We start from the raw sequence: 23084 nt of genomic DNA, 5'->3' as shown, positions 1-23084 counted from the left end.
CGAGCTGGAAATGTTGGGGGCGCTCCCACGAGGGAGCGCCCCCAATTGGCGTCAGACCTTGGCCGGTTCCGGCTCCCCGGACTGGTCCGGAGTCACCGGAGTGTCCGGCTCGGGCTGCTGCTGCGGGACGCCCGCCTTCCTCGCCCGCTTCGCCGCGCGCTTCTTCGCTCGGCGCTCCTTGCGGAGCTCGATCATCGCGTAGAGCGTCGGGACCAGGAGCAGGGTGAGGAGGGTCGAGGAGACCAGGCCGCCGATCACCACCACGGCGAGCGGCTGGGCGATGAAGCCGCCCTCGCCCGTGACGCCGAGCGCCATCGGGGTCAGTGCGCAGATCGTCGCCAGGGCCGTCATCAGGATCGGGCGGAGCCGGTGGCGGCCGCCCTCGATGACCGCTTCGACCGTGCCGTAGCCCTTGGCCCGGTACTGGTTGATCAGGTCGATCAGGACGATCGCGTTGGTGACCACGATGCCGATCAGCATCAGCATGCCGATCATCGCCGGGACGCCCATCGGGGTGTCCGTCGCCACCAGGAGGCCCAGGGCGCCCGTTGCCGCGAACGGGATCGACACCAGCAGGATCAGGGGCTGCACGAGCGAACGGAACGTCGCCACCAGGAGCATGAAGACGATCGCGATCGCCGCGAGCATCGCCAGGCCGAGGGACGCGAACGCCTCGTCCTGGTCCTCGGAGACGCCGCCGATGGAGACGCCGGCGCCGTCGGGCAGGTCCTTCTCGATCTCGTTGAGCTTGGTCTGGAGCGCCGCGCTGACCGCGCCCGTGTTGTCGCCGGTCGGGCGGGCCGTGATCGTGGCCGCGCGGGAGCCGTCGATGCGGGTCATGGAGACCGGGCCGTCGACCAGTTCCACGTCCGCGATCCGGCCGAGCTCGACCGGGCCCAGCTTCAGGTTCTTCAGGTCGTCGAGGGTCTGCGCGGGCTGCTTGGACCGTACGACGATGTCGCGCTCGGCGTCGTCGAGGACCGCCTTGCCGCTCGGGGTGCCGCGGACCGCCTGGGTGACGGCCTGGCCGAGGGTGGCGTCGGTGAAACCGGCCGCGGCCGCCTTCTCGTTGGCCTTGACCGAGATCCGCGGGACGGACTCGGAGAGGTCGCTCTGTACGTCCGTGACGTCGTCGAGTTCCGCGACACCGGCGCGCACCTGCTCCGCGGCCTTCTTCAGTACGTCGGCGTCGGCGGCCTTGACCACCACGCTGAGGTCCTGGTTGGCGAAGCCGTCACCGGCCGCGATGCGGGTGTCGCCGATGCCGTCGAGGTCCTTCAACCCCGCCTCGATGCGGTCGCGGGTGTTCTCGTACGACGCGTCGTCGGCCAGGGTCACCTGGTACGAAGCCTGGTTGGTGTCCGTACCGCCGCCGAAGGCCGCCATGAACCCGGACGAACCGATCGTGACCTGGTAGTCCTTGACGCCGTCGGCGTCCGCGAGGACTCCCTCGACCTTCTTCGCCGCCTTGTCGGTGGCCGCGAGGCTGGTGCCGGGCGCCAACTCCTGCTTGATGGAGAGGACTTCCTGCTCGCCCTGGTCGAAGAAGTTGGTCTTCAGCATCGGGGCGAGGCCGAACGTGCCGACCAGGATCACGAGCGCCAGGACCACGCTGGTGAAACGGCGCCGGGTCGCGAAGCGCAACACCGGGACGTACAGGCGCTGGAGCCAGCTGCGCGCCTCCTTCTCCTCCGCCTGGCGGCGGGCCTCCTCCGGGTCGAGGCCACGGGTCTTCTTGGGGGCGCGCAGGAACCAGTACGACAGCACCGGCACGACCGTCAGGGACACGAGCAGGGAGGCGAGCAGGGCCGCCGACACCGTCAGCGAGAACGAGCCGAACAGCTCGCCCACCATGCCCCCGACCAGGCCGATCGGCAGGAAGACGGCGACCGTGGTGAAGGTCGAGGACGTGACCGCTCCGGCCACCTCCTTGACCGCGCCGATGATGGCCTCCTTGCGCTCCTCGCCGTACCCGAGATGGCGCTTGATGTTCTCCAGGACCACGATCGAGTCGTCCACGACCCGGCCGATCGCGATGGTGAGCGCGCCGAGCGTGAGCATGTTGAGCGACAGGTCGCGGCTCCACAGCACGAGCAGCGCCAGTACGACGGAGAGCGGGATGGAGACCGCGGTCACCAGGGTCGAGCGCAGCGATGCCAGGAAGACCAGGATCACGACGACCGCGAAGAGCAGGCCGAGGGCGCCCTCGGTGGTGAGGCCGTCGATGGACTTGGAGACGGCCGGGCCCTGGTCGGAGACCACGGTCAGCTCGGCGTTCGCACCCAGGTCCTTGCGGAGCTGCGGCAGTTCGTCCTTGACCGCGTCCGAGATCGCGACGGCCGAGCCGTCCTTGTCCATGGTGACCGTGACGGCCAGGCTGGGCTCGCCATTGGTGCGGGTCAGGGACTCGGCCCTGGCCTCCTTCTGCGCCACGTCGGCGACGGAGCCGAGCCGTACCGGCTTGGCCGCCACGTTGCCGCCCTCGGCACCTGAGGCCCCCGCACCGCCGGGCGCGGCCTGCGGCGTGACCATCAGGTCCTCGATCTGCTTCAGCGAGGTGAATCCGCCACCGACCTGGACCGTGCGGTTCCGGCCGTCCTCGTCGAAGGACCCGGCGGGCACCGAGGCGCCGCCCGACTGCAGCGCCTGGCCGAGATCGGCCGCGGTCAGCCCGGCCTTGGCGAGCTTCGCCTCGTCCGGGGTGATCCGCACCTGTAGGTCACGGACGCCGTCGACGGTGACCCGGCCGACGCCGTCGATGTCCTGGAGGACCGGTACGACGGTGCGGTCCAGGCGGTCGGCGAGCGCCTGCTGGTCCATGCCGTCGGCGGAGGCGGCGAGCACCACGGTCGGTATGTCGTCCGTGGAACCGGCCACCACCTGCGGGTCGACGTCCTGCGGGAGCTGGGCGCGGGCCCGGTTCACCGCCTGCTGTACGTCGGCGACCAGCTGCTTGGAGTCGGCGTCGCCGTAGTCGAACTGCGCCATGACGAGGGCGTTGCCCTCGCTCGCCGTGGCGGTGATGCCGGTGATGCCCTCGACGGACTCGATGCTCGATTCGAGCGGCTCGACGACCTGCTTCTCGACCACATCCGGCGACGCGCCCTGGTACGGGGCGACGACGGACACCATCGGCAGCTCGATGGAGGGCAGCAACTGCTGCTTGAGCTGCGGGATCGCGAGTGCGCCGAAGGCCAGCGCGACGATCGATATCAGCCCGATCAGGGCCCGTTGGGCAAGGCTGAATCTGGACAGCCAGGACATGGGTGAGGGTCTCTCTTCTGTGGCGTACGCGGACCGACTTCAACCCTCTGGCATGGTCACGGCCGAATTCCTCGCTCGCAGGTGCCTTTCCGGGCACGGCTCCTACTGCGGGCGCAGTACGGCATTTCCGGGCACGGTCCACCCATGGATGTAAGGGGCGAGTACGTCCGGGTGTGCGTCCCCGGGCCGGTGAGGCGTACGTCCCCGAGGCTGGTGAGGCGTACGTCCCCGGGGCCGGTGAAGAGGGACGGTCAGTCGCCGCGCGGGCGGACGAGCCCCGACTCGTAGGCGGTGACGACGAGTTGGGCACGATCGCGGGCGCCCAGCTTCGCCATGGCCCGGTTCACATGGGTCTTGACGGTGAGCGGGCTGACGGAGAGCTTCTCGGCGATCTCGTCGTTGGAGAGGCCACCGGCGACCTGGACGAGCACCTCGCGCTCGCGGCCGGTGAGCGCGGCGAGCCGCTCGGCCCGCTCGGCGCTCTCCCCGTTGCCGTCGTCTCCGTCTGCGTCCCCCGAACCACCGCCCTGCGCAAGGAAGGTGGCGATCAGGCCCTTCGTGGCGGCGGGCGAGAGCAGCGCCTCGCCCGCGGCGGCGACCCGGATGGCGTTGAGCAGTTCCTCCGGCTCGGAGCCCTTGCCGAGAAACCCGCAGGCTCCGGCGCGCAGCGACTGCACCACGTACTCGTCCACCTCGAAGGTGGTCAGCATCACCACGTGCACCTGGTCGAGTTCGGGGTCGGCGCTGATCAGGCGGGTGGCGGCGAGGCCGTCGGTCCCCGGCATCCGGATGTCCATGAGGACGACGTCGGCGCGCTCCGCCTTGGCGAGCCGGACGGCCTCGGCACCGTCGGACGCCTCGCCGACGACCTCCATGTCCGGCTCGGAGTCCACCAGAACCTTGAAGGCGCTGCGCAGCAGGGCCTGGTCGTCGGCGAGCAGCACCCGGATCGTCATGCGGTCTCCCCCGTGCCTGTGCCTGTGCTTGCGCCGCCCGGGCCCCGGCCCGAACTGTCGACCGGCAGGATCGCATGCACCCGGAAGCCGCCGCCGTACCGGGGACCCGCGGTGCAGCTGCCGCCGAGCGCGCCCACCCGCTCACGCATGCCGAGCAGGCCGTGGCCACCGCTGGGGGTGGGCTCCGCTTGAGCCGGGGCCGGGGCGTCTGTCGAGGCTGAGGCGTCTGTCGGGGCCGGGGCGCTTGTCGGGGCCGGGGCCGGGGCCTGGGCTGAGGTTGGGGCGCTCCCCGGCGCTCCCTGCGTACGGTCCGTGGCGCCGTCGTCGAGGACGGTGATCTCGACGTTCGGGCCGACCCTGATGACGCTCACCTCGGCCCGCGCCCCGGCGCCCGCGTGCTTGCGCACATTGGTCAGGGCCTCCTGGATGATGCGGTACGCCGCCAGGTCCACGGCCGCGGGCAACGCACTGCCCTCGTCGGCGCGGGCCACCTGCACGGGCAGCCCCGCGTGCCGGAAGGTGCCGAGCAGGTCATCGAGCCGGGCCAGGCCCGGGGCGGGCTCGGTCGGCGCCTCCGGGTCGCCGGTCTGGCGCAGCAGGCCGACCGTGGCGCGCAGTTCGTTCAGGGCCGACCGGCTGGCCTCGCGGACGTGCGCCAGGGCCTCCTTGGCCTGGTCGGGCCGCTTGTCCATGACGTGCGACGCGACCCCGGCCTGGACGTTGACCAGGGCGATGTGGTGGGCGACCACGTCGTGCAGATCGCGGGCGATGCGCAGCCGCTCCTCGGCCACCCGGCGCCGGGCCTCCTCCTCGCGGGTGCGTTCGGCGCGCTCGGCCCGCTCCCGGATGGCGGCGACGAAGGCACGGCGACTGCGGACCGCGTCCCCGGCGGCGCTGGCCATGCCGGTCCAGGCGAAGACGCCGAGGTTTTCCTGGGCGTACCAGGGCAGCGGGCCGGAGAGCATCGCGGCGGCCGTGAGCACGGTCATGGTGAGCAGGCCGACCCGCCAGGTGGTGGGCCGGTCGGTGTGCGAGGCGACGGTGAACAGCGCGATGACGGCGCACATCGTGACCGGGGCGCGGGGCTCGCCGGAGGTCAGCTCGACCAGGGCGACGGCACCGGTGGCGGCGAGCACGCGCATGGGGGCGCGGCGCCGGAACACGAGCGCCGCGGCGCCGAGCAGCATCATGGCGACGCCGGTGCGGTCGGGGGTCCGCCCGAAGTAGGGGCCGTGCGGGCTGTACGGCTCGATGAAAGAGCCGGCGATCATGCACGCGAGGACGACCAGGGCGAGGGTGGCGTCGAAGGCCAGGGGGTGGGCCTTCAGCCAGGCCCTCGCGCGGACGAGAGAGTTCACGGCTGGAACGGTACCCGGCCGGTTTTACGGCGTGCCGCCGTACCGCTCCACGTGACGGTGCCCGGCACCGGGGCAGCCCCGCCTCAGCCCGGAATCAACCCGTCATCGCTCAGCAGCTCCCGGACCTCCTCCAAGGTCGCGTCCGGGGCCGGAAGGATCAGTTCTGACGGCTCCAGGGAGTCGTCCGGGAGCGGGGTGCCCAGCTCCCGGACCTTGTCCAGGAGCGCGCTCAAGGTGGTGCGGAAGCCCGGCCCGTCGCCGTTCTCCATCTCCTCGAGCAATTCGTCGTCCAGTTTGTTCAGTTCGGCGAAGTGGCTGTCGGCCAGCTTCACCTGCCCCTCCCCCATGATCCGTACGATCATGACGCTCTCCCATCGGGCCTGTCGGGCTCCTGCTCGCGGCGGCTCACTGCTGCTGACAGCAGTCTCCTGCGCGCAGCGGGCTACTGCTTGTCGAACCGCGGGGTGTCCTGCTGCTCCTTGGCCTGATTGCCGTTCTCGGCCTCGCCCGGGGCTCCGCCCTCGAGGGCCTGCTGCGAACCGTTGGTGCCGCCCGCCAGCTCGGCCTTCATGCGCTGGAGCTCCAGCTCCACGTCCGTACCGCCGGAGATCCGGTCGAGCTCGGCCTGGAGGTCGTCCTTGGACGTGCCGGACTGGTCGTCGAGGGCACCGGACGCGAGCAGCTCGTCGATGGCACCGGCCCGCGCCTGAAGCTGGGCCGTCTTGTCCTCGGCCCGCTGGACGGCCATGCCGACGTCGCCCATCTCCTCGGAGATGCCGGAGAACGCCTCGCCGATCCGGGTCTGGGCCTGGGCGGCGGTGTACGTCGCCTTGATCGTCTCCTTCTTCGTACGGAAGGCGTCGACCTTGGCCTGGAGCCGCTGGGAGGCCAGAGTCAGCTTCTCCTCCTCACCCTGCAGCGTCTCGTGCTGGGTCTGCAGGTCCGTGACCTGCTGTTGCAGCGCGGCGCGGCGGGAGAGAGCCTCGCGGGCCAAGTCCTCGCGGCCGAGCGCGAGCGCCTTGCGGCCCTGTTCCTCCAGCTTCGTGGACTGCTGCTGCAACTGGTTGAGCTGAAGCTCGAGGCGCTTGCGGCTGGTGGCCACGTCGGCGACACCGCGGCGCACCTTCTGCAGCAGCTCCAGCTGCTTCTGGTACGAGTAGTCGAGGGTCTCGCGCGGGTCCTCGGCCCGGTCAAGGGCCTTGTTCGCCTTCGCGCGGAAGAGCATCCCCATACGCTTCATGACACCGCTCATGGGCTTCGCGCGCCCCCTTCTGACGGACTACAGCTCCAGCTACTGCGACAGAACCCAGCGTACGGGCCCTGACTCCATTACCGCACTGTCCGAGCGCGGATGCGCTCCTCCCCAAGGACGACTGGCCGCCCGCGGGCTCCGGCGCAAGGAGGAGAAAGAAGGAGAAGCGAGCGGCTCAGGTCGGCGAAAGCCGGCGAAAAGGGCTGGTGGAGGCGGTTGCTCCGGCCGCCGTTGCGAGATCGTTCCCCGCCGCTCTGTGAGCCGGGCCCTCGACCCCGTACCCTTGGGCTTTGTGTTCCGTAGCCGTGCCAAGGAAGAGAAGGCCCAGGCCGACAAGGCCCCGGTGACCGACTCCAAGCAGACCCGTGACCCGCAGGCGCCGAAGGGCCGCCCCACGCCGAAGCGTGCCGTGGCCCAGACGCAGCGCCGCAGCGTCGCCCATACGCCGACCAACCGCAAGGAGGCGGCCAAGCGACAGCGTGAGGCCCGCCGCGCCGCCCTCGCCAAGCAGCGCGAGGCCCTGGCCAGCGGCGACGAGCGGTACCTCCCGGTGCGCGACAAGGGCAAGGTGCGCCGCTTCGCCCGTGACTTCGTCGACTCGCGGTTCTGCATCGCCGAGTACTTCCTGCCGATGGCCGTGGTCATCCTCGTCCTCAGCATGCTCAGGAACCCGCAGCTGCAGAACATCGCGCTGCTGCTGTGGCTGTTCGTGATCGTCGCGATCGTGGTCGACTCCATCGGCATCGCCATCCGCCTGAAGAAGCAGCTCCGCGAGCGCTTCCCGGACGAGCCCAAGCGCGGCGCCGTCGCCTACGCCCTGATGCGCACCCTCCAGATGCGCCGCCTCCGCCTCCCCAAGCCGCAGGTCAAGCGCGGGGAACGGCCCTGAGCGCTGCGGGCAACGGGGGTACTGAAGGCACCAGGCGCTCCGGCGGTTTCTCCGGTGGCGCGGGCGCCTGGCTCCACGGCCTCGGCGGGCTGCGCAATGTCGTACGCCAGGAGCTGGTGGCCCGCCAGCTGGACGAGCAGATCGCGGTCCGTTTCCCGGTGGGGCAGCGCCTCCGCGTGCTCGACGTGGGCACCGGCCAGGGCACCCAGGCGCTCCGCCTGGCCCGCGCCGGGCACAAGGTGACCGGCCTGGAGAAGGACCCGGAGATGCTGGCCGCGGCGCGCACCGCGCTCGCCGCGGAGCCCGAGGGCATCCGCGCCCGGGTACGCCTGATGGAGGGCGACGGCAGCGCGACCGGCGCGCACTTCCTGCCCGGGTCCTTCGACGTGGTGCTCTGCCACGGCGTCCTGATGTACATCGAGGACCGGGACGCGATGCTTGCCGGTCTGGCCCGGATGCTGGCACCCGGCGGGCTGCTCTCGCTGCTCGTACGGAACGGGGACGCGCTCGCCCTACGCCCCGGTCTCGCGGGCGACTGGTCCGGGGCGCTCACCGCCTTCGACACGGACACGTACACCAATCGCCTGGGCCTCACGGTCCGCGCCGACCGTCTGGCCGACCTGACGGCGACCCTGGCCGGGATCGGCGCCCCGCTGCACGCCTGGTACGGCGTCCGGGTCCTCACGGACACCGCGGCGGACGACACCCCGCCCCCGCCGGACCCGGAACTCACGGCCCTGCTCGCCGCCGAGGAACGCGCCGGGCGCACGGATCCCTACCGGAGGGTGGCGGCTTTGCTGCACCTCTGCGGGGTGCGGGGCTGATCTCTGGGGGCTGCGCCCCCGATCGGATGCCTACCGCGGGCCCCGGCCCCTCCGCCGCGGTGATACTCCGGACATGAAGCGAACTCCCGCCACCCGGCTGCTGCTCCCGCTGGCCGCGGCCCTCTGCTCGGCGGCACTGGTCGGCGGCTGTTCCGCCGGGCCGCCGACGAAGCAGCCGCCGTCCGCGGTCGCTCAGCAGGCGGCGCCCGTGCGGGACGCCGAGGAGCTTGAGGACGACTACCAGCAGGTGATCAGGGACGTGCTGCCCTCGGTCGTGCAGATCGACGCGGCCCGCGGCCTGGGCTCCGGGATCGTCTACGACGACCAGGGCCATATCGTCACCAACGCCCATGTCGTCGGCGAGGAGAGGGCCTTCAAGGTCACCTCCGCCACCGGCGAAGAGGTGCTCTCCGCGCGGCTGGTGTCGAGCTACCCGCAGCAGGACCTCGCGGTGATCAAGCTGGACGACCCGCCGGACGGCCTGCGCGCGGTGAAGTTCGGGGACTCGACGAAGGTCGAGGTGGGCCAACTGGTGCTCGCCATGGGCTCGCCGCTCGGCCTGTCCTCCAGCGTGACGCAGGGCATCGTCTCGGCGACCGGGCGGACCGTCAGCGAGCGCCGCGCCGGCGGCGGCACCGGCGCGACCCTCGCCAACATGGTGCAGACCTCGGCCGCCATCAACCCGGGCAACAGCGGCGGCGCGCTCGTGAACCTGGACGGCGAGGTCATCGGCATCCCCACGCTCGCGGCCACCGACCCGAACCTGGGCGGCAGCGCGGCACCCGGCATCGGCTTCGCGATCCCCGCCTCGATGGTCAGAACGATCGCGGACCAGATCGTCGAGCGGGGCCGGGTCACCGACTCGGGACGCGCGGCGCTCGAGATCACCGTCCGTACGGTGCTCGGCGACGACTTCCGCCCGGCCGGGGTCACCGTCGTCGAGGTCAAGCGGGACGGCGCGGCCGCCAAGGCGGGCCTGCGCCCCGGCGACGTCATCACGCGCGTGGGCGACGCCCGGATCACCACGACCACGTCCCTGGCGGAGGCGCTGGCCGCGCTGAAGCCGGGACAGCGGGTCGAGGTGACGTACACGAGGGACGGACGGGAGCGGACCGCGGACGTCACGCTGGGCGAGATTTAGCGGGGCGCCTCTTGCGGGGTGCGGGCGCCTCTTCCGGGACACGCGTCCGTACCGTCGGCCCGGTGACCGTCACCCGGGGGCTGCGCCCCCGGACCCCGCTCCATCGCGCTGCACGCGCTCGTCCTCAAACGCCGGACGGGCTGATAGGTCTCAGTCCTCCGCGGGCTCCTCCGGATGCAGGCTCATCGGGCCGTAGACCTTCGTACCGTCCTCGAAGAGGGTGACCTGGTCGACGCCGCCCTCGGCCAGGTCCTTCCACACCTCCCCGATCCAGGACTCGGCGTCCCCCTGCGTGGTGAACTCCTCGGGCTGCACCGCGGGTTCGGTCTCCGAGCCGTCGGACTTCTCGAACCGCCATGTCCACGCCGCCATGTCCGCCTCCCAAGATCCGGATGGTGGGTGCAGCCTATCCGGACGCGCAAGACCCGTACCGACGCGGCAGGATCATCCCCGTGGAACTGACACTGCTCGGCACCGGCGCCCCGGCCGGACTGCCCCGACCCGACTGCCCGTGCGCGTCCTGTGCGAGTGCGCTCGGGGACGCCGCCCGCGCCCCGACCGCCCTCCTGGTGGACGGCGCGCTGCTGCTCGACCTCACCCCCGGCGCCGCGTTCGCCGCCGCCCGCGCGGGACAGACCCTGAGCGGCGTACGCCAGGTGCTGCTCTCGCACCCGCACGACGGGCCCGCCGTCGAACACCCGGCGGGACTGCCCCGGGCCGGGCGGGTGCCGGACGGGCGTGAGCTGGCGCTGCTCGACGGGCACCGGGTGCGGGCGGTGGCCCTGGACTCGCCCGGTACGGGGTACGAGGTCGTCGGGCCGGACGGCGAGCGGCTGCTGTACCTGCCGCCCGACGGCGCCCCCGCGGGTCTGGAACCGGCCGCGCATCCGTACGACATGGTGGTCGCCGACATCTTCGGGCGGCCGGACGCGCTCGCGCGGCTGCGGGCGGCCGGTGCGGTCACCGCCACCACCGACGTACTCGCCGTCCATCTCGACCACGATGTGCCGCCCGGCCCCGAACTGCACCGCAGGCTCGCGGCCGCGGGCGCCCGCGCGGTCCCGGACGGCACGACGCTGCTCGTCGGCGAGTACCACGCGGTGCCCGACCTGCCGCGGCGCACCCTGGTGCTCGGCGGCGCGCGTTCCGGCAAATCCGTCGAGGCCGAGCGGCGCCTGGAGACCTTTCCCGAGGTCGTGTACGTCGCCACCGGCGGGATGCGCGAGGGCGACCCCGAGTGGGCCGACCGGGTGGGCGCGCACCGCGAGCGGCGGCCCTCGGCCTGGTACACCGAGGAGACCTGCGACCTCATCCCGCTGCTCGCCGGGACCGGCCCGCCGCTCCTCATCGACTGCCTGTCGCTCTGGCTCACCGACGCCATGGACCGGGTCGACGCCTGGGACGACGCCACCTGGGCGGCGGGCGGCGAACGGGAGCTGCGCGACCGGGTGACCCGACTGACCGAGGCGCTGCGGAAGACCCGGCGCACCGTCGTGGCGGTCTCCAACGAGGTGGGCTCCGGGGTCGTGCCCGCGACCGCCGCGGGCCGCCGCTTCCGCGACGAACTGGGCCGCCTGAACGCCTCGTTCGCCGAGGAGTGCGAACACGTGGTGTTGGTGGTGGCGGGTCAGGCGCTGCGGCTGCGCGGCTGACGGCCACGGCCGGGACAGCACGCCAGAGGGGCCCGGGGACGATTCCCCAGGCCCCTCTGCTCCCGGCTCCTCTGCTCCCGGCTCCTCGGTCCTTAGTCCTTAGTCCTTAGTCATCAGACCTCAGTCCTCAGTCCTCGGCTCAGGTGGCGGATGCCGACGCCGTGAGGATGACCTCGTCGATGTCCTGTTCGCCCCAGGCCAGTTCCCGCAGGAGCGCGAGCGCGCCTTCCTCGGGGTCGATCAGGCCGATGCCGCGGCGCACGTACTCGCGGGCGAGCTCCGGGCCGATCATGCCGCCGTGCGCCCCGACCGGAGCCCACGGGCCCCAGTGCACCGTGAGGGTGCGGCTGCCGGTGGCCGTGCGCCAGCGGCGGCCGAGGCGGGCCAGGGCGTCGTTGGCGGCGGCGTGGTCGGCCTGGCCGCGGCTGCCGTCGACGGCCGCGATGGAGCCGTACAGGACGGTCAGTCGCGGGAGTTGGGGCAGCCGGTGGAGCGTGGCGAGCAGCGTGCGGGCGCCGTCCACCTTGGTGCCGTAGACCCGGTCGAAGGACGCCTGGTCCTTCTCGGCGAGCAGCCGGTCGTCGAGCACCCCGGCGGCGTGTACGACCCCGTCGATCCGGCCGTACGTCGCGTACGTCTCCTTGACCGCCTGCTGCACGCCCTCCGGGTCCCGCAGGTCGACCGCCCGGTATCCGGCCTGGCCGCCCACGTCGTGCACCTCGGCGAGCGTGGCGGCGACCTCGCGGCGGGCCAGGATGCGGCGCGCCTCGTACTCGATCCCGAAGGGGCTCGGGCCGCCGCGGGCGGCGAGCGCGGCGCGCAGCGCGGCCTCGTCGGTGATGTCGGCGAACTCGTCGTATCCGCCGGGGACATCGTCGAGCGGTGTACGGCCGAGCAGTTCGACCCGGCAGCGCGCGGCGCGGGCGAGCGCGACGGCGAAGTGTGGGGTGATGCCGCGCGCGCCGCCCGCGAGCAGCACCACCGACTCGGGCCCGAGCCCGAGCACCGCGGCCTCGGCGACGCCGTTGGTGTTGCCGTTGCCGCTACCGGCGGGCCCGTCCCCGGACGTCACGAGCAGTCCGAGCGGCTGCTCGTGCGGCACGAGGGTGAACCGGCCGCCGCCACTGCGCAGCACCACGGGCTCACGGTCGGGTGCGATCAGCTCCGCGACGAGGTCCTCGGCCTGCTCGGCGGCGGTACGGTCCGGGTCGAGCTCGACCGAACGGGCGAGGACGTCGGGGTACTCGCGGGCCACGGTGCGGAAGAACCCGTCGAGGCCACCGGAGTCCCCGGCGTAGCGGGGGCAAAGCAGCCGACTCGTCCCCTGCCGCAGCAGCGCCTGGAACGCGCCGAACCCGGCGGGCAGCAACGGCTGTTCGGCCCCGGCCACGGCACCGAGGTGCAGCACCCCGTCGACGGGCCCGGAGCCGCCCTGCCCCACCTGGTCGACCTCGCCCCGGCTCGCGATCGCGCCGAGGGTGGTGAGCCGGGTGACCAGGGCCTGCGCGAGCGGCGTCCCTTCCCCGATGATCAGGAACCGCTTCCCGCGCAGCTCGTGCGCTCCGGCCGCGCGGGGTGCGGGGGCGGGGTCGAGGGCGATGCGGCGCAGGAGGTAGCGCTGGGGGGCGCGGCCGGTGATGGGGGGCTCGGGGGTGGGAGTGCCGGGCGCGGGGGCGGGGGTGGGAGTGACGGTGGCGGCGGAGGCGGGCGCGTGGTCCGGCTGCGGCTGCGGCTCGGGCTCGGGCTCGGGTGCGGACTCGAACCTCGGCTCGGGGGCGGGGGCGGGGGCGGGGTCGGGCAAGGCTTCGGGCTCCGGGGCTGGGGCCGGAGCCGGAGCCGCAGCCGGGGCCGGGGTCGGAGTCGGGGCCGGTTTCAGGTCCAGGTCGAGGTGCGGCTGCGGCTGCGGCTGCGGCTGCGCGAGGGACTCGGCGCCCGGGTCGACGGTGCGCTCCGGCTCGGGCTCGGGTTCCCGTACGAGTTCGGGTTCAGGCAGGAGGTCGGGTTCAGGGATGAGGTCCGGCTCGGTGACGAGTTCCGGATCCGGTTCCAGGTCGGGTTCGGGTCCGGGCTCGGTGACGAGTTCGGGGTCGGGCGCGAGTTCAGGCTCGGTCTCGGTCTCGGGCTCGGGCTCGGGTTCGCGCTCGCGCCCGCGCTCGGGCCCGTGGGTGAACTCCCGGTCCTCAGGGGTGTGTTCGGCCGTCAGCGGTACGTGTTCGGAGACGAGCTCGGCCTCCGGGAACAGCTCGTCCGGGAGCGACGACGCGGCCTCCCGCACGGCGTCGGGCGTCAGGGCATCCCGCTCCACCCCGGCCGGGGCCGGTGCGGCCCCCGAGGCGAAGTACCCGAGCAGTACGTCCCGCTGGGCGGCCAGCGTCTCCCGGCTGTTGCGCAGGAACTCCCGTAGCAGGGCTTCCTGACGGTCCCGTTCGTCCCAGTGGCCCCGGTCATCCCAGTGGACCAGGTCGTCACTGTGATCTCTGTCGTCCCTGGCGTCCCTGGCGTCGCTGTCGTCCATTGTCGTCTCCCATGTCCGCGAGAGGCCGGTCGAGAAGCCCGGCGAGTGGCCGGTCAAGAGGCCCGTGCTGCGCCGGTCGGGCCGGTGTGCCCCTGGCAGGGGCTCGCCGTCCGCCGTTCGTACGAGACGGCCGTCGACCGTCAGGGCGGGCCGTGCGGGCGGAGCGGCCGCGTCCGCGAGGATCGCGTCGCGCCCGGCGAAGAGCCGCCCGGCCGACACCGGGAGGCCGGCCGCGGCGAGCCGGGCCAGGGACTCCAGGTGGCCGCGGAGCCCGGCGTCGGGGCGCGGCTCGAACGGCACCGCCAGGTGCGGCCGGTCGCCGAGGATCTCCCCGACGAGCTCGGTGAGCACGGTGCCGGGCCCGGCCTCGACGAAGACCCGGGCCCCGGCGGCGTACATCGACTCGATCTGGTCGACGAAGCGGACCGGGGCGCCGAGCTGCTCGGCGAGGTGCACCCGCACCTCGACGGGGTCCTCGGGGTAGCGGGCCCCGGTGAGGTTGGCCCACACCGGGAACTCGGGGCCGCGCACCGTGTACGCCGACAGGACCCCGGCGAACCGCGGCACCGCCCTGGCGGCCAGGGGGCTGTGCAGCGCGCAGGGGGCGGACAGCGCGCGGGTGTCGTACCCGGCGCTTTGGAGCGCCGAGACGGCCTCGGGGACGGCGTCCGTGGGGCACGCAACGACGGTCTCCGTGGGCGCGTTGTGATGCGCGACCACGACCCGGTCGGCGAGGCCCTTCTCCACCAGGACCCGGGTGACCTCGTCGGTGTAGGCGGCGACGGCGACCATGGTGCCGGGGTCCTGGCCGTGCGCGCCGGTCGCGGTGAGGATCGCCTCGGCCCGCTCGCGGCTGAGCTCGCCGAGCGCGTCCGGTTCGAGGGCGCCTGCCGCGCAGAGGGCGACGAGTTCGCCGTACGAATGGCCCGCGGCCATGTGGGGACGTACGCCGACCGCGGTGAGGGTGTCGTACGCGGCCAGGCCGACCGCCCCGAGCGCGGCCTGGGCACGACGGGTGTCCGCGAGCCGGGTGTGCTGTGCGGCGCGCTCGGCGTCGTCGAACGCGGCGGGCGGATACAGGGCGGCGGCCGGGGCGTGCCGCAGATGACGGCCGAGCTCCGGGAAGGCCGTGAACAGTCCGGCGAACATGCCGACCCGCTGGCTCCCTTGCCCCGGGAAGAGGAACGCGACCTTGCCGTGCGCGACGGTTCCGGGGGCTCCGGTGCCCCCGGGGGCAGTGTCGGCGGGGTCGGCCGCGGGAGTCTCCGGGCTCGCAGGAGCCGCCGGGTACACGCCGTCCCTCGCTTTACCGTCCAGCAAGTCCCGTAGCAGCAGAGGCAGTTCGGTGACGGATTCCGCGACCACCGCCCCGACCAGTGGCTCCGCCTCGGCCGCTGTCACGCAGTCCGCCCGCCGTGCCGCGGTCCGTGCCAGGTCCCTCAGGCGGCAGGCGCCGCCCACCGCGAGGTCGGCGATCTCCTCGACGGCGGCCCGGCTGCGGAAGATGAACAGTTCGGCGGGCCACACGTCGAGCCCCTGGCGCGGCGGCACCCCGTCCGCGTACGCCCGGAGCACCGCATGGACGCAGGGGCCGTTGGGCCCGAACGCGCTCACCCCGGCGACGCGCCGCGCTGCGGGCTCGGCCCACGGCAGCGCCTCGCGGTGGCAGGCGAAGGGGCTTTCGGGGCCGGGCCGTGCGGGGTCGGGGGCGTCGATGTGGCGCGTGGGCGGGCGTACCCCGGTGTGCAGGGCGAGCACGGTCCTGACCAGGCCCGCGAGTCCGGCGGCGGACTCGGCGTGCCCGCTCCCGGGCGGCCGGACCGAGCCGATGACGCAGCCGCCGGGTGCGGCGCCCGCTTCCTCGAACAGCGCGGTGAGCGTGGTGAGTTCGGCGTCGCCGTCGTCGTCGACCGCGGTGCCCGCGCCGTGGGCCTCGATCAGACCGACCTCGGCGGGCGACACTCCGGCCTGCGCGTAGGCGCGTTCGAGGGCGGCCCGGTGTCCCTCAAGGCGGGCCTTCGTGCGGGCCTCGGAGCGGGGCTGGGAACGGGGCTCGGGGCGGGGCTCCTCCCGGCCGTCTCCGCCGTCGCCATCGCCCGCGCTGCCGACGCCCTTGATCACGGCGTAGATCCGGTCGTCGTCCCGCTTCGCGTCCGCAAGGCGCTTGAGCACCAGGCACGCGACGGTCTCACCGGGCACGGTGCCCTCGGCGGCGGTACGGGAGTCCGTGCCGTCGGGGCGCAGCTCGGCCGCGCCGCACAGGGCCACGTCGGCGGTGCGGCTCGTGAGCTCCTTGCAGGCGAGGTCGACGGCGGTGAGTGCGGAGGCGCGGTCCGCGTCGACCGTGTAGTGCGCGCCACCGAGGCCGAACCCCTCGGCGATCCGCCCGCAGACGGCGTTGCCGCTGCCGGGCCCGCCGACGCCCTCGCCGCCCCCGGACCCGGCGCCGAAGACGACGCAGGTGCGCTCGCGCGGGAAGTCCCGGCGCTCGAACCCTGCGTCGGCGAGCGCCCGCCGCGCCGCTTCCAGAGCGAGGAGTTGTACGGGTTCGAGGGCGGCCACGGACGCGGACGGAAGGCCGTGGGCGTCCGGGTGGAAGGGGATCGGCGGCAGAAGGCCACGGCGGCCGACGGCGGGACCATCAGACACACCGGCCTCGGCCTCGGCACCAACACCGGCACCAGCACCGGCACCGGCACCGGCACCAGTGACGACATCGGCCCCGGCAAGCACCCGAGCCCAGTAAGAAGGCAGGTCAGCGGTCTCCGGGAACATCCCCGCCATGCCGACCACGGCGACGTCGAGCGGCTCGGGGACAGCAGCGTCCGCCGCGGTCGCCGTCGCGCCCTCCGGCTCGGAGTCCCCCGCGCAGACGGCGAGTTGGACGGCGCGTTGTTCGTAGAGGGCGGCGGCCCGTTCGCTGACGGCGTGGTGCAGTTCCGCGACGGTGGTGACGGCGTCGCGGAGCACCGCGGCCTCCCCGGCCACGAACATCCCGGCGACGGTCTGCCGTTCCTCGTCGACGTCGATGAGCTCGCCACCGACCCGCTCGATGCCCTTGCCCGCGATGCGCAGGTGCTCCGCGGTGAGCTGTTCCAGCTCCTGCCGGGCCTGCCGCTCCGGTACCCCCTGGGCCCACAGCTCGTCCTTGAGCTGCTCGTACGTCTCGCTGAAGGCGCTGGGGACGCAGCGGGTGGCGTGGCCGGGGGCGGTGCGCAGGAGCGTGGTGGACTCGGCGTCGAGGACCGCGCGTTGGAACGCCGGGCGGATGGCGCCGCTGCCGACGGCCTCCTCGGTGAAGAGGTACGCGGTGCCCATCAGCACGCCGACGGCGGCGCCGTGGGCGCTGAGCCGGGCGGCGAGCGCGGCGACCATGGTGGCGGACCGCTCGTCGTGGATGCCCCCGGCGAACAGCACCTGGACGTCCTGCGGGTCGATCGGGGCGCTGTCCTCGGCCACGGACCCGCCCTCACCCGCCCCGTCCAGAAAGCCCTCGAGAACGTCGAGTTGGGCCTCCCACAGGGGGAAGCTGTTGCGCGGCCCGACCGGCCCTCCGCCCTCGGCGCCCTGGAACACGAAGCGCCGTACCCCGGCAGCGAGGAACCGCTCCAGCTGGGCGGGGGTGGACACGTGCACGAAGGTGCGGATGCCGTCCGCCTCCAGGGCGGCGGCCTCCTGGGCGGCGGCCTGCGCGGGGCGGCCGCCGGGGACGATGGCGTGGCTGGGGCGCAGGGCGCGGACGGCGTCCAGTTGGACGTCGCGGACCTCGTCCGGCGCGGAACCGAGGAGGCCGACGCCCCAAGGGCGGTCGCCGAGCGCGGACTTGGTCTGCTCCAGGAGGACGCGGGTGTGCTCGGGCCCGGCGGGGTCGAGCGCCACGAAGGGCAGCCCGCCGCCGTTCGCGACGTCGACGGCGAACTGGGTCCGGTCGCTGACCTGCGACATCGGCCCCTGCGCGACCGGCAGCGCGGTGCCGAGCGCCCGGCACATCGCGGAGCCGCCGCGCAGCGTGGCGCCGTCGGCGGCCACGGCCCGGTCGATGCCCTCGTGCACGGCGCCCACGGCCCGCGCCACGCTGCCGTACCGGTCGGCGAACCGAGCGGCGAGGAAGGCGTCCTGGCCGAGGGGCAGCAGGGTGTCGCGCAGCGCGGCGGGGACGTCCGGGCCGCGCCGGTCGAGCACGCGCATCGGCGCTCCGCCGTGGCGGCTGTCGACGACCACGGTCCGCACACCGTCGGGGGCGCGCAGCAGGCCCTCGGTCTCGGGCGCCACGCCGGCCTCGTCGAGCAGTGCGAGCTGGACGTCGAGGACCACGCCCCGCGCGCCCGCGAGCACGGCGGCCGCGGCGGTGCGCGGCCCGATGGCGCCCCAGGCCCATACGGGCAGGTCGTCGCCGACGGTCTCGAGGACCCGCTGAAGCAGGACGAAGAGGGAGAGCCTGCCGCAGGGCCCGCCGCACTCGCTGCCGCGCACCACGATTCCGGACGCGCCGTCCCGTACCGCCGCCTCCGCGTCATCGGCGTCGCGCACCTCGGCGAGTACCAGCGGGTCGACGCCCGCATAGGCCGCGGCGCCCCGGATCTCGTCGATGGGCCAGAGCGTGTCCGGGGCGAGCATGACGGTGTGCGGACCGGGACGGGCCCCCGGGTCCTCGGGCGCCTGCGCCCACAGGTCGGCGGGGCGGAGCGCGCAGTCGGCGGGTACGCGGACGCCGAAGGCGGCAGCGTCATCGCCGCCGCCGCAGGCGGTGCCGGGGACCCACTGGCGGACGAGCGTCAGGGCCTCGCGGGCGGCGCGGGCGCCGGGGCCGAGGTCGAGGACGCCGAGTCCGCCGGCCCGGCAGACAGCGGCGGTGAGACGGGGATCCGGAGCGCCGAACGGGCTGACGCCGATGACGGTGTGCGTCACGGGAGAGGTCTCCTCTGTGCGGGCGAGGCGGGCGAGGCGGAGGGGCGAGCTGTCGGGGTGCCGGGGTGTTCGGGGTGTGCAGAGGGACCGAGGGCGACCCCGAGCGGGGTGAGCGCTACGGATGCCCCGCATTCCGCGCAGTACGACAATCCGACACATTCAATACAAAACGGAAGTTAAGCCATCGTCAGCTCCCGTGCAATGACGCTCCGGATCCCGTGCATCGCATGGCGTAACCCACCACCGCCACCCACTGACGCACCGTCAAGGACCGGCCGCCAGGTCCTGTCGTCGGACTCCCGTCGTCGCCCGGAGGCAGGCGGGAGCCCGACGACACGCCTGGGCCTCCCGGTACTGTTCGACGAATGAGCTCGCTGAATCTCGACGACTTCTCCGACCTGATCGAGCGCCCCGACGGCGGGGTGCGCCGCGATGCCGAAGAGCGCAGGGAGCGGCTCGCCGTGCCGTCCGGTGCGCTCGGGCGGCTCGACGAACTCGGTGAGTGGCTCGCGGCCGCGCAGTCCTCGGTGCCGGTGCGGCCGGTGGAGCGGCCGCGCGTGGTGCTGTTCGCGGGCGACCACGGGGTGGCGGAGCTCGGCGTCTCGGCGCGGCCCGCGGGCGGCGCGCACGCGCTGGTGCGGGCGACGCTCGCCGGGGAGAGCCCGGTCGCCGTGCTCGCCCGGCACGGCGGGGTGCCGGTGCGCGTGGTCGATCTGGCCCTGGACTGCGATCCGGACGAGCTCCCCGCCGAGGTCGTACGCCACCGGGTGCGGCGCGGCTCAGGACGGATCGACATCGAGGACGCGCTCACCGCCGAGGAGGCCGAGCAGGCGTTCCGCGCGGGCATGGCGGTCGCCGACGAGGAGGCCGACGCGGGCACGGACCTGGTGGTCCTCGGCGACCTCAGCGTCGGCGGCACGACCGCCGCGGCCACGCTGATCGCGGCGCTCTGCGGCACCGACGCGTCGGTGGTGACCGGGCGCGGCGGGCGGCCCATCGACGACCTGGCCTGGATGCGCAAGTGCGCGGCGGTACGGGACGCGCTGCGCCGGGCCCGGCCGGTCCTCGGCGACCAGCTCGAGCTCCTTCGCACCGTGGGCGGCGCGGATCTCGCCGCGGCCACGGGCTTTCTGCTGCAGAGCGCGGTGCGCCGTACGCCCGTGATCCTCGACGGCGTGGTCTCGGCGGCCTGCGCCCTGGTCGCCCAGCGGGTCGCCTTCCGGGCGCCGGACTGGTGGCTGGCCGGGCAGGCCAGCGGCGAGCCCGCCCAGACCAAGGCCCTCGACCGGCTCGCCCTCGACCCGCTGCTCGACCATGGCGTGACGGCGGGCGAAGGTACGGGGGCGATGCTCGCGCTGCCGCTGGTACGGGCGGCTGCCGCGCTCGCCGCGGAGCTGCCGGAGGCGAAGTAGACCCCGTCCCCCGATCAGCACCGTCGCCCCGGTCACCGGATCTGGGGGCTGCGCCGCGCTGCGCCCCCAGACCTCCGCTGTCGCGCAGGGGGTACCTCCCTGCGCGAGCGAAGCCGAGAACTCGGAAGCCGAGAACTTGGCCGAGAACTTGGGGGGAGCGCTCGTCCTCAAACGCCGGACGGGCTGATTTGTCCCCATATGATCCCCTGTCATGGGAGAGCCCGGAGCCGGCAGGAACGGCAGTGAGCCCGGCCACCGCGGAGCCGCCGCGCGCGCGGCGGCTTTCAGCGTCGGGTCTCTCCTGGGCGGTCGTACGGAGTTCCGCGCCAAGGGCGACCGCGCCAATCCGAGGCTCGCCGCAGCCGTCGGCGCGGGCGGGCTGCTCGTCGGCTCGCTGCTCGCCGCGCTGCTCGTCACCGTCACCAACCACGCGCCGGACGGCCACCGTTCGACCTTCGCGGCGCGCTGGAGCTACGGGATCATGCGGCTTGTCTCGCCCGCCCCGGACGCGGAGGGCTCCCGGGTGGACGGCATCGCGACCGCGGGGTGGGTGGACGTCGCCATCAACGTCCTGAGTTCGCTGCTACTGCTCGCCGCGCTGTACGCGGCGTTCCGCTCCCGTAAGGCCGTCGATCCGCTCACCGCGGACGACGCGGCGCGGCTGCGCGTACTCCTCGAACGGCAAGGCGAGCGCGACTCGCTCGGCTACTTCGCGCCGCGCCGCGAGAAGAGCGTCGTCTGGCCGCCGACCGGCAACGCCGCCGTCGCCTACCGCGTGATGGGCGCGAGTGCGGCGGGCGGCACGGTCTACGCGCGGCACGGTCTCGACGCCCTGGAGCTGGGGGACGAAGCGATCGTGGACGCGGGCGAGTTCACGCTCGAAGGGCGGGCGATGCGGACCGTGCGGCAGGCCCGCCACCGGGTCGCGCGGGCCGGGTACGCGGTGGGCATCCGGCGCCACGCGGACATCCCGACCGACGAGCTCGCGGAGCTGCTGCGGCGCGCCGACGAGATCGGGATCACTCGGGTTTCGCTCAACTTCGCGATGTTCAGGTCGGTCTTCGAACGTGGCTCGCGGCTCGGCGCGGGCCCCGTGCTCCGGCTCTGGCGCGCGCTGCTCGGCTTTGCCTCCCGCTGGTGGCAGTTCGAGTCGCTGTACCGCGCCAACGCCAAGTACCGGCCCATCCGGGAACCACGGTTCCTGCTCTTCGAGAAGAGCGGTGACCTGCCGCGCATCGGGATCGCGTCCGCACGGGCCGAGGGGTTCCTCGAACTCCCCGGCCTGCCTTGGCGGCCCAGCCGCCGCTCGCACCTGGAGCCCGGCGGACCGCACCCGACGTCCGGCGGACCGCACCTCGAGCCCCGCCGACCACACCTGGAGTCACAGCGATGAGCGAGTCAGCGAGCAGCGAGCCGGAGATGAGCGGATCGAGCGAGTCACGGCGATGAGCACCCGGACACGCCTGACGCGACTGGCCGTGAAGGAGTGGGGGCGGCTTGTCGCCGCGGTGCTCGCCGGTCTGGCCGAGCGCCGGTGGCGGGCGATCCCGCTGACCATCGGCGCCGTCTGCCTGACCGCGCTCTTCCAGTACGTGCAGAACCAGGAGGGCAGCTACCGGTTCGTCCAGAACATCGGCGCCGTACGGGCCGAGGACCCGCTCTGGCTCGCGCTGCTCCGCACCCCGCTCTCGCTCTTCGTACCGGCGCTCGATCTGCCGGTGTGGGGGGCGCTCGCGCAGATTCTGATCGTCTTCGGGATCGCCGAGATCTGCCTGGGCCGGTGGCGCACCCTCGCGCTCGCGTACGCCGCCACGCTCGCCGGGACGCTGTACGCGCGCGTCGGGATCGCGCTCGGCTCCGACCATCCGTTGGGGCTGCCCGCGTCGGACGCGCAGGTCGTGGACACCGGTCCGTCGGCGGCGGTGGTCGGGCTCGCGGTGTACGTGGCCTTGCGGTACCGGGCCTGGTTCACGGCGTTCCTGGTGGTCGCGGCGATGGTGGCCGAGGTGGTGGTCAAGGACAATCTCGCGGGGCGCGAGCACCTGGCGGCGATCGGCGCGATCCTCGTGCTGTGCGCCGTGGAGGCGCTGCGTCAGCGGCGCGGCCCGGGGCGCGGATCCGGATCGGGACGACCGGCGATGAAGTCCTGGAAGCGGCGGCTCGGGCCCGCCCAGCGCCGGTCGTGATGGAAGGCGCGCAGGCCCGCCTTGGCCCGCGCGTGCGGCCGGTTCTTGTAGAAGAGCTTCGCCCAGGGCGAGCCGGGCCGGGCGAGCCGCACCGCACCGAACAGCGCCACGAACGGCACCAGGACCCCGATCAGGGCCACCCGCGGTTTGCCCTTGCCGAGCGCGACCAGGGCGAGGAAGAAGTTCAGGGCGGTGTTCATCACCACCACGGCGCGGTTGTGCCGCTCCTCCGTGGTCAGTTCGTTCACGCCGAACGGTAGGAAGCCGCCGAGCACCAGGGCCACCACGGCCGCCGTGAGCACCACGAGCTCCACGCTCTTGCGGCCCGCCTCGGTCCAGTAGACGTCGTCGAGGTGCAGGATCAGCGCGAACTCGTCGAGCACCAGGCCCGCGCCGAGCCCGAAGATCACCGCGGAGACCGACGAGCCGACGTTGTGCCGCCCGGAGGCCACCGATCCGAACCCACCGATGATCGTCAGGACGATCCCGGGCACCACGTGGTGGATGTGCAACTCCCCCGTCCTGACGTTGCGGAACGGGCCGCGGCCCGCCCGGATCATCCGCGTGATCACCCGCGTCACCAGGAACGACAGCACGAACGCGAGCAGCGCGAGCAGCAGCGGCAACTTCCCCGGCTCGACGATGCTCCGTTCCCACCAGGAACCCATACCAACTGCTCCCCTTTTGCGCGTTATGCGCCATTTAACGCGCAACGGGGCCGGATAGC

15 protein-coding genes are annotated in these 23084 nt (G+C 73.5%); 7 read left to right on the top strand and 8 right to left on the bottom strand.

What is annotated here, in order from left to right; translation table 11 throughout:
- Positions 1-51 precede the first annotated feature (51 nt).
- From ACWD10_RS12410 to ACWD10_RS12390, 5 genes are all read right to left on the bottom strand, one after another.
- On the bottom strand, positions 52-3264 hold the full coding sequence (locus tag ACWD10_RS12410; RefSeq protein ID WP_451089834.1) for an efflux RND transporter permease subunit: 3213 nt from the start codon (positions 3262-3264) through the stop codon (positions 52-54).
- A gap of 251 nt (positions 3265-3515) precedes the next feature.
- Positions 3516-4220, bottom strand: a complete 705-nt coding sequence (locus ACWD10_RS12405; RefSeq protein ID WP_451089832.1) for a response regulator — start codon at positions 4218-4220, stop codon at positions 3516-3518.
- Positions 4217-5578 (bottom strand): sensor histidine kinase, encoded by a 1362-nt coding sequence (locus ACWD10_RS12400; RefSeq protein WP_451089830.1) that lies wholly within the window; start codon positions 5576-5578, stop codon positions 4217-4219. The genes ACWD10_RS12405 and ACWD10_RS12400 overlap by 4 nt, the downstream gene beginning before the upstream one ends.
- Positions 5579-5661: 83 nt before the next feature.
- Positions 5662-5940, bottom strand: a complete 279-nt coding sequence (gene pspAA / locus ACWD10_RS12395) for a PspA-associated protein PspAA (RefSeq protein ID WP_451089828.1) — start codon at positions 5938-5940, stop codon at positions 5662-5664.
- A gap of 80 nt (positions 5941-6020) precedes the next feature.
- Positions 6021-6830: a PspA/IM30 family protein gene (locus ACWD10_RS12390; RefSeq protein ID WP_451089826.1), complete on the bottom strand. Its 810-nt coding sequence runs from the start codon at positions 6828-6830 to the stop codon at positions 6021-6023.
- A 283-nt stretch (positions 6831-7113) separates the two neighbouring features.
- Here ACWD10_RS12390 and ACWD10_RS12385 point away from each other — a divergent pair, with 283 nt between their 5' ends.
- From ACWD10_RS12385 to ACWD10_RS12375, 3 genes are all read left to right on the top strand, one after another.
- Entirely contained in the window at positions 7114-7719 is a 606-nt protein-coding gene (locus ACWD10_RS12385; RefSeq protein ID WP_451089824.1) for a DUF3043 domain-containing protein, read from the top strand.
- A 116-nt stretch (positions 7720-7835) separates the two neighbouring features.
- Complete coding sequence (locus tag ACWD10_RS12380) at positions 7836-8543, top strand: class I SAM-dependent methyltransferase (protein WP_451089822.1); 708 nt, start codon at positions 7836-7838, stop codon at positions 8541-8543.
- Between the two features lie 73 nt (positions 8544-8616).
- Positions 8617-9684, top strand: coding sequence for a S1C family serine protease (locus ACWD10_RS12375; RefSeq protein ID WP_451089820.1), 1068 nt, complete (start codon positions 8617-8619; stop codon positions 9682-9684).
- 150 nt (positions 9685-9834) lie between these two features.
- On the opposite strand, the gene ACWD10_RS12370 is transcribed toward ACWD10_RS12375, so the two are convergent.
- Positions 9835-10056, bottom strand: a complete 222-nt coding sequence (locus tag ACWD10_RS12370; protein ID WP_451089818.1) for a hypothetical protein — start codon at positions 10054-10056, stop codon at positions 9835-9837.
- A gap of 80 nt (positions 10057-10136) precedes the next feature.
- On the opposite strand from ACWD10_RS12370, the gene ACWD10_RS12365 reads away from it, so the two are divergent.
- Positions 10137-11336, top strand: a complete 1200-nt coding sequence (locus ACWD10_RS12365; RefSeq protein WP_451089816.1) for a bifunctional adenosylcobinamide kinase/adenosylcobinamide-phosphate guanylyltransferase — start codon at positions 10137-10139, stop codon at positions 11334-11336.
- 139 nt (positions 11337-11475) lie between these two features.
- Here the strand turns inward: ACWD10_RS12365 and ACWD10_RS12360 are convergent, their stop codons facing one another.
- Positions 11476-18759 carry an SDR family oxidoreductase gene (locus tag ACWD10_RS12360; protein ID WP_451089814.1) on the bottom strand — a complete coding sequence of 2428 codons (7284 nt, stop codon included), beginning with the start codon at positions 18757-18759 and terminating at the stop codon, positions 11476-11478.
- 365 nt (positions 18760-19124) lie between these two features.
- Between ACWD10_RS12360 and cobT the strand changes: the two genes are divergently transcribed.
- The 3 genes from cobT (at position 19125) to ACWD10_RS12345 (ending at position 22357) form a co-directional block, all read left to right on the top strand.
- The gene (gene cobT / locus ACWD10_RS12355; protein ID WP_451089812.1) at positions 19125-20171 is read left to right on the top strand and encodes a nicotinate-nucleotide--dimethylbenzimidazole phosphoribosyltransferase; all 1047 of its coding nucleotides are present in this window, start codon (positions 19125-19127) and stop codon (positions 20169-20171) included.
- Positions 20172-20382: 211 nt separating this feature from the next.
- Positions 20383-21564 (top strand): phosphatidylglycerol lysyltransferase domain-containing protein, encoded by a 1182-nt coding sequence (locus ACWD10_RS12350; protein ID WP_451089810.1) that lies wholly within the window; start codon positions 20383-20385, stop codon positions 21562-21564.
- Between the two features lie 52 nt (positions 21565-21616).
- Positions 21617-22357 carry a hypothetical protein gene (locus ACWD10_RS12345; protein ID WP_451089808.1) on the top strand — a complete coding sequence of 247 codons (741 nt, stop codon included), beginning with the start codon at positions 21617-21619 and terminating at the stop codon, positions 22355-22357.
- On the opposite strand, the gene ACWD10_RS12340 is transcribed toward ACWD10_RS12345, so the two are convergent.
- A complete protein-coding gene (locus ACWD10_RS12340; RefSeq protein ID WP_451089806.1) occupies positions 22264-23025 on the bottom strand; it encodes a hypothetical protein in 762 nt (253 codons plus the stop codon). The genes ACWD10_RS12345 and ACWD10_RS12340 overlap by 94 nt on opposite strands.
- Positions 23026-23084: the final 59 nt, after the last annotated feature.

It is taken from the genome of Streptomyces sp. NPDC002851, from assembly GCF_053591935.1.
The sequence above is the reverse complement of the archived record's forward strand: the minus strand, read 5'-3'. Positions and strand labels throughout refer to the sequence as shown.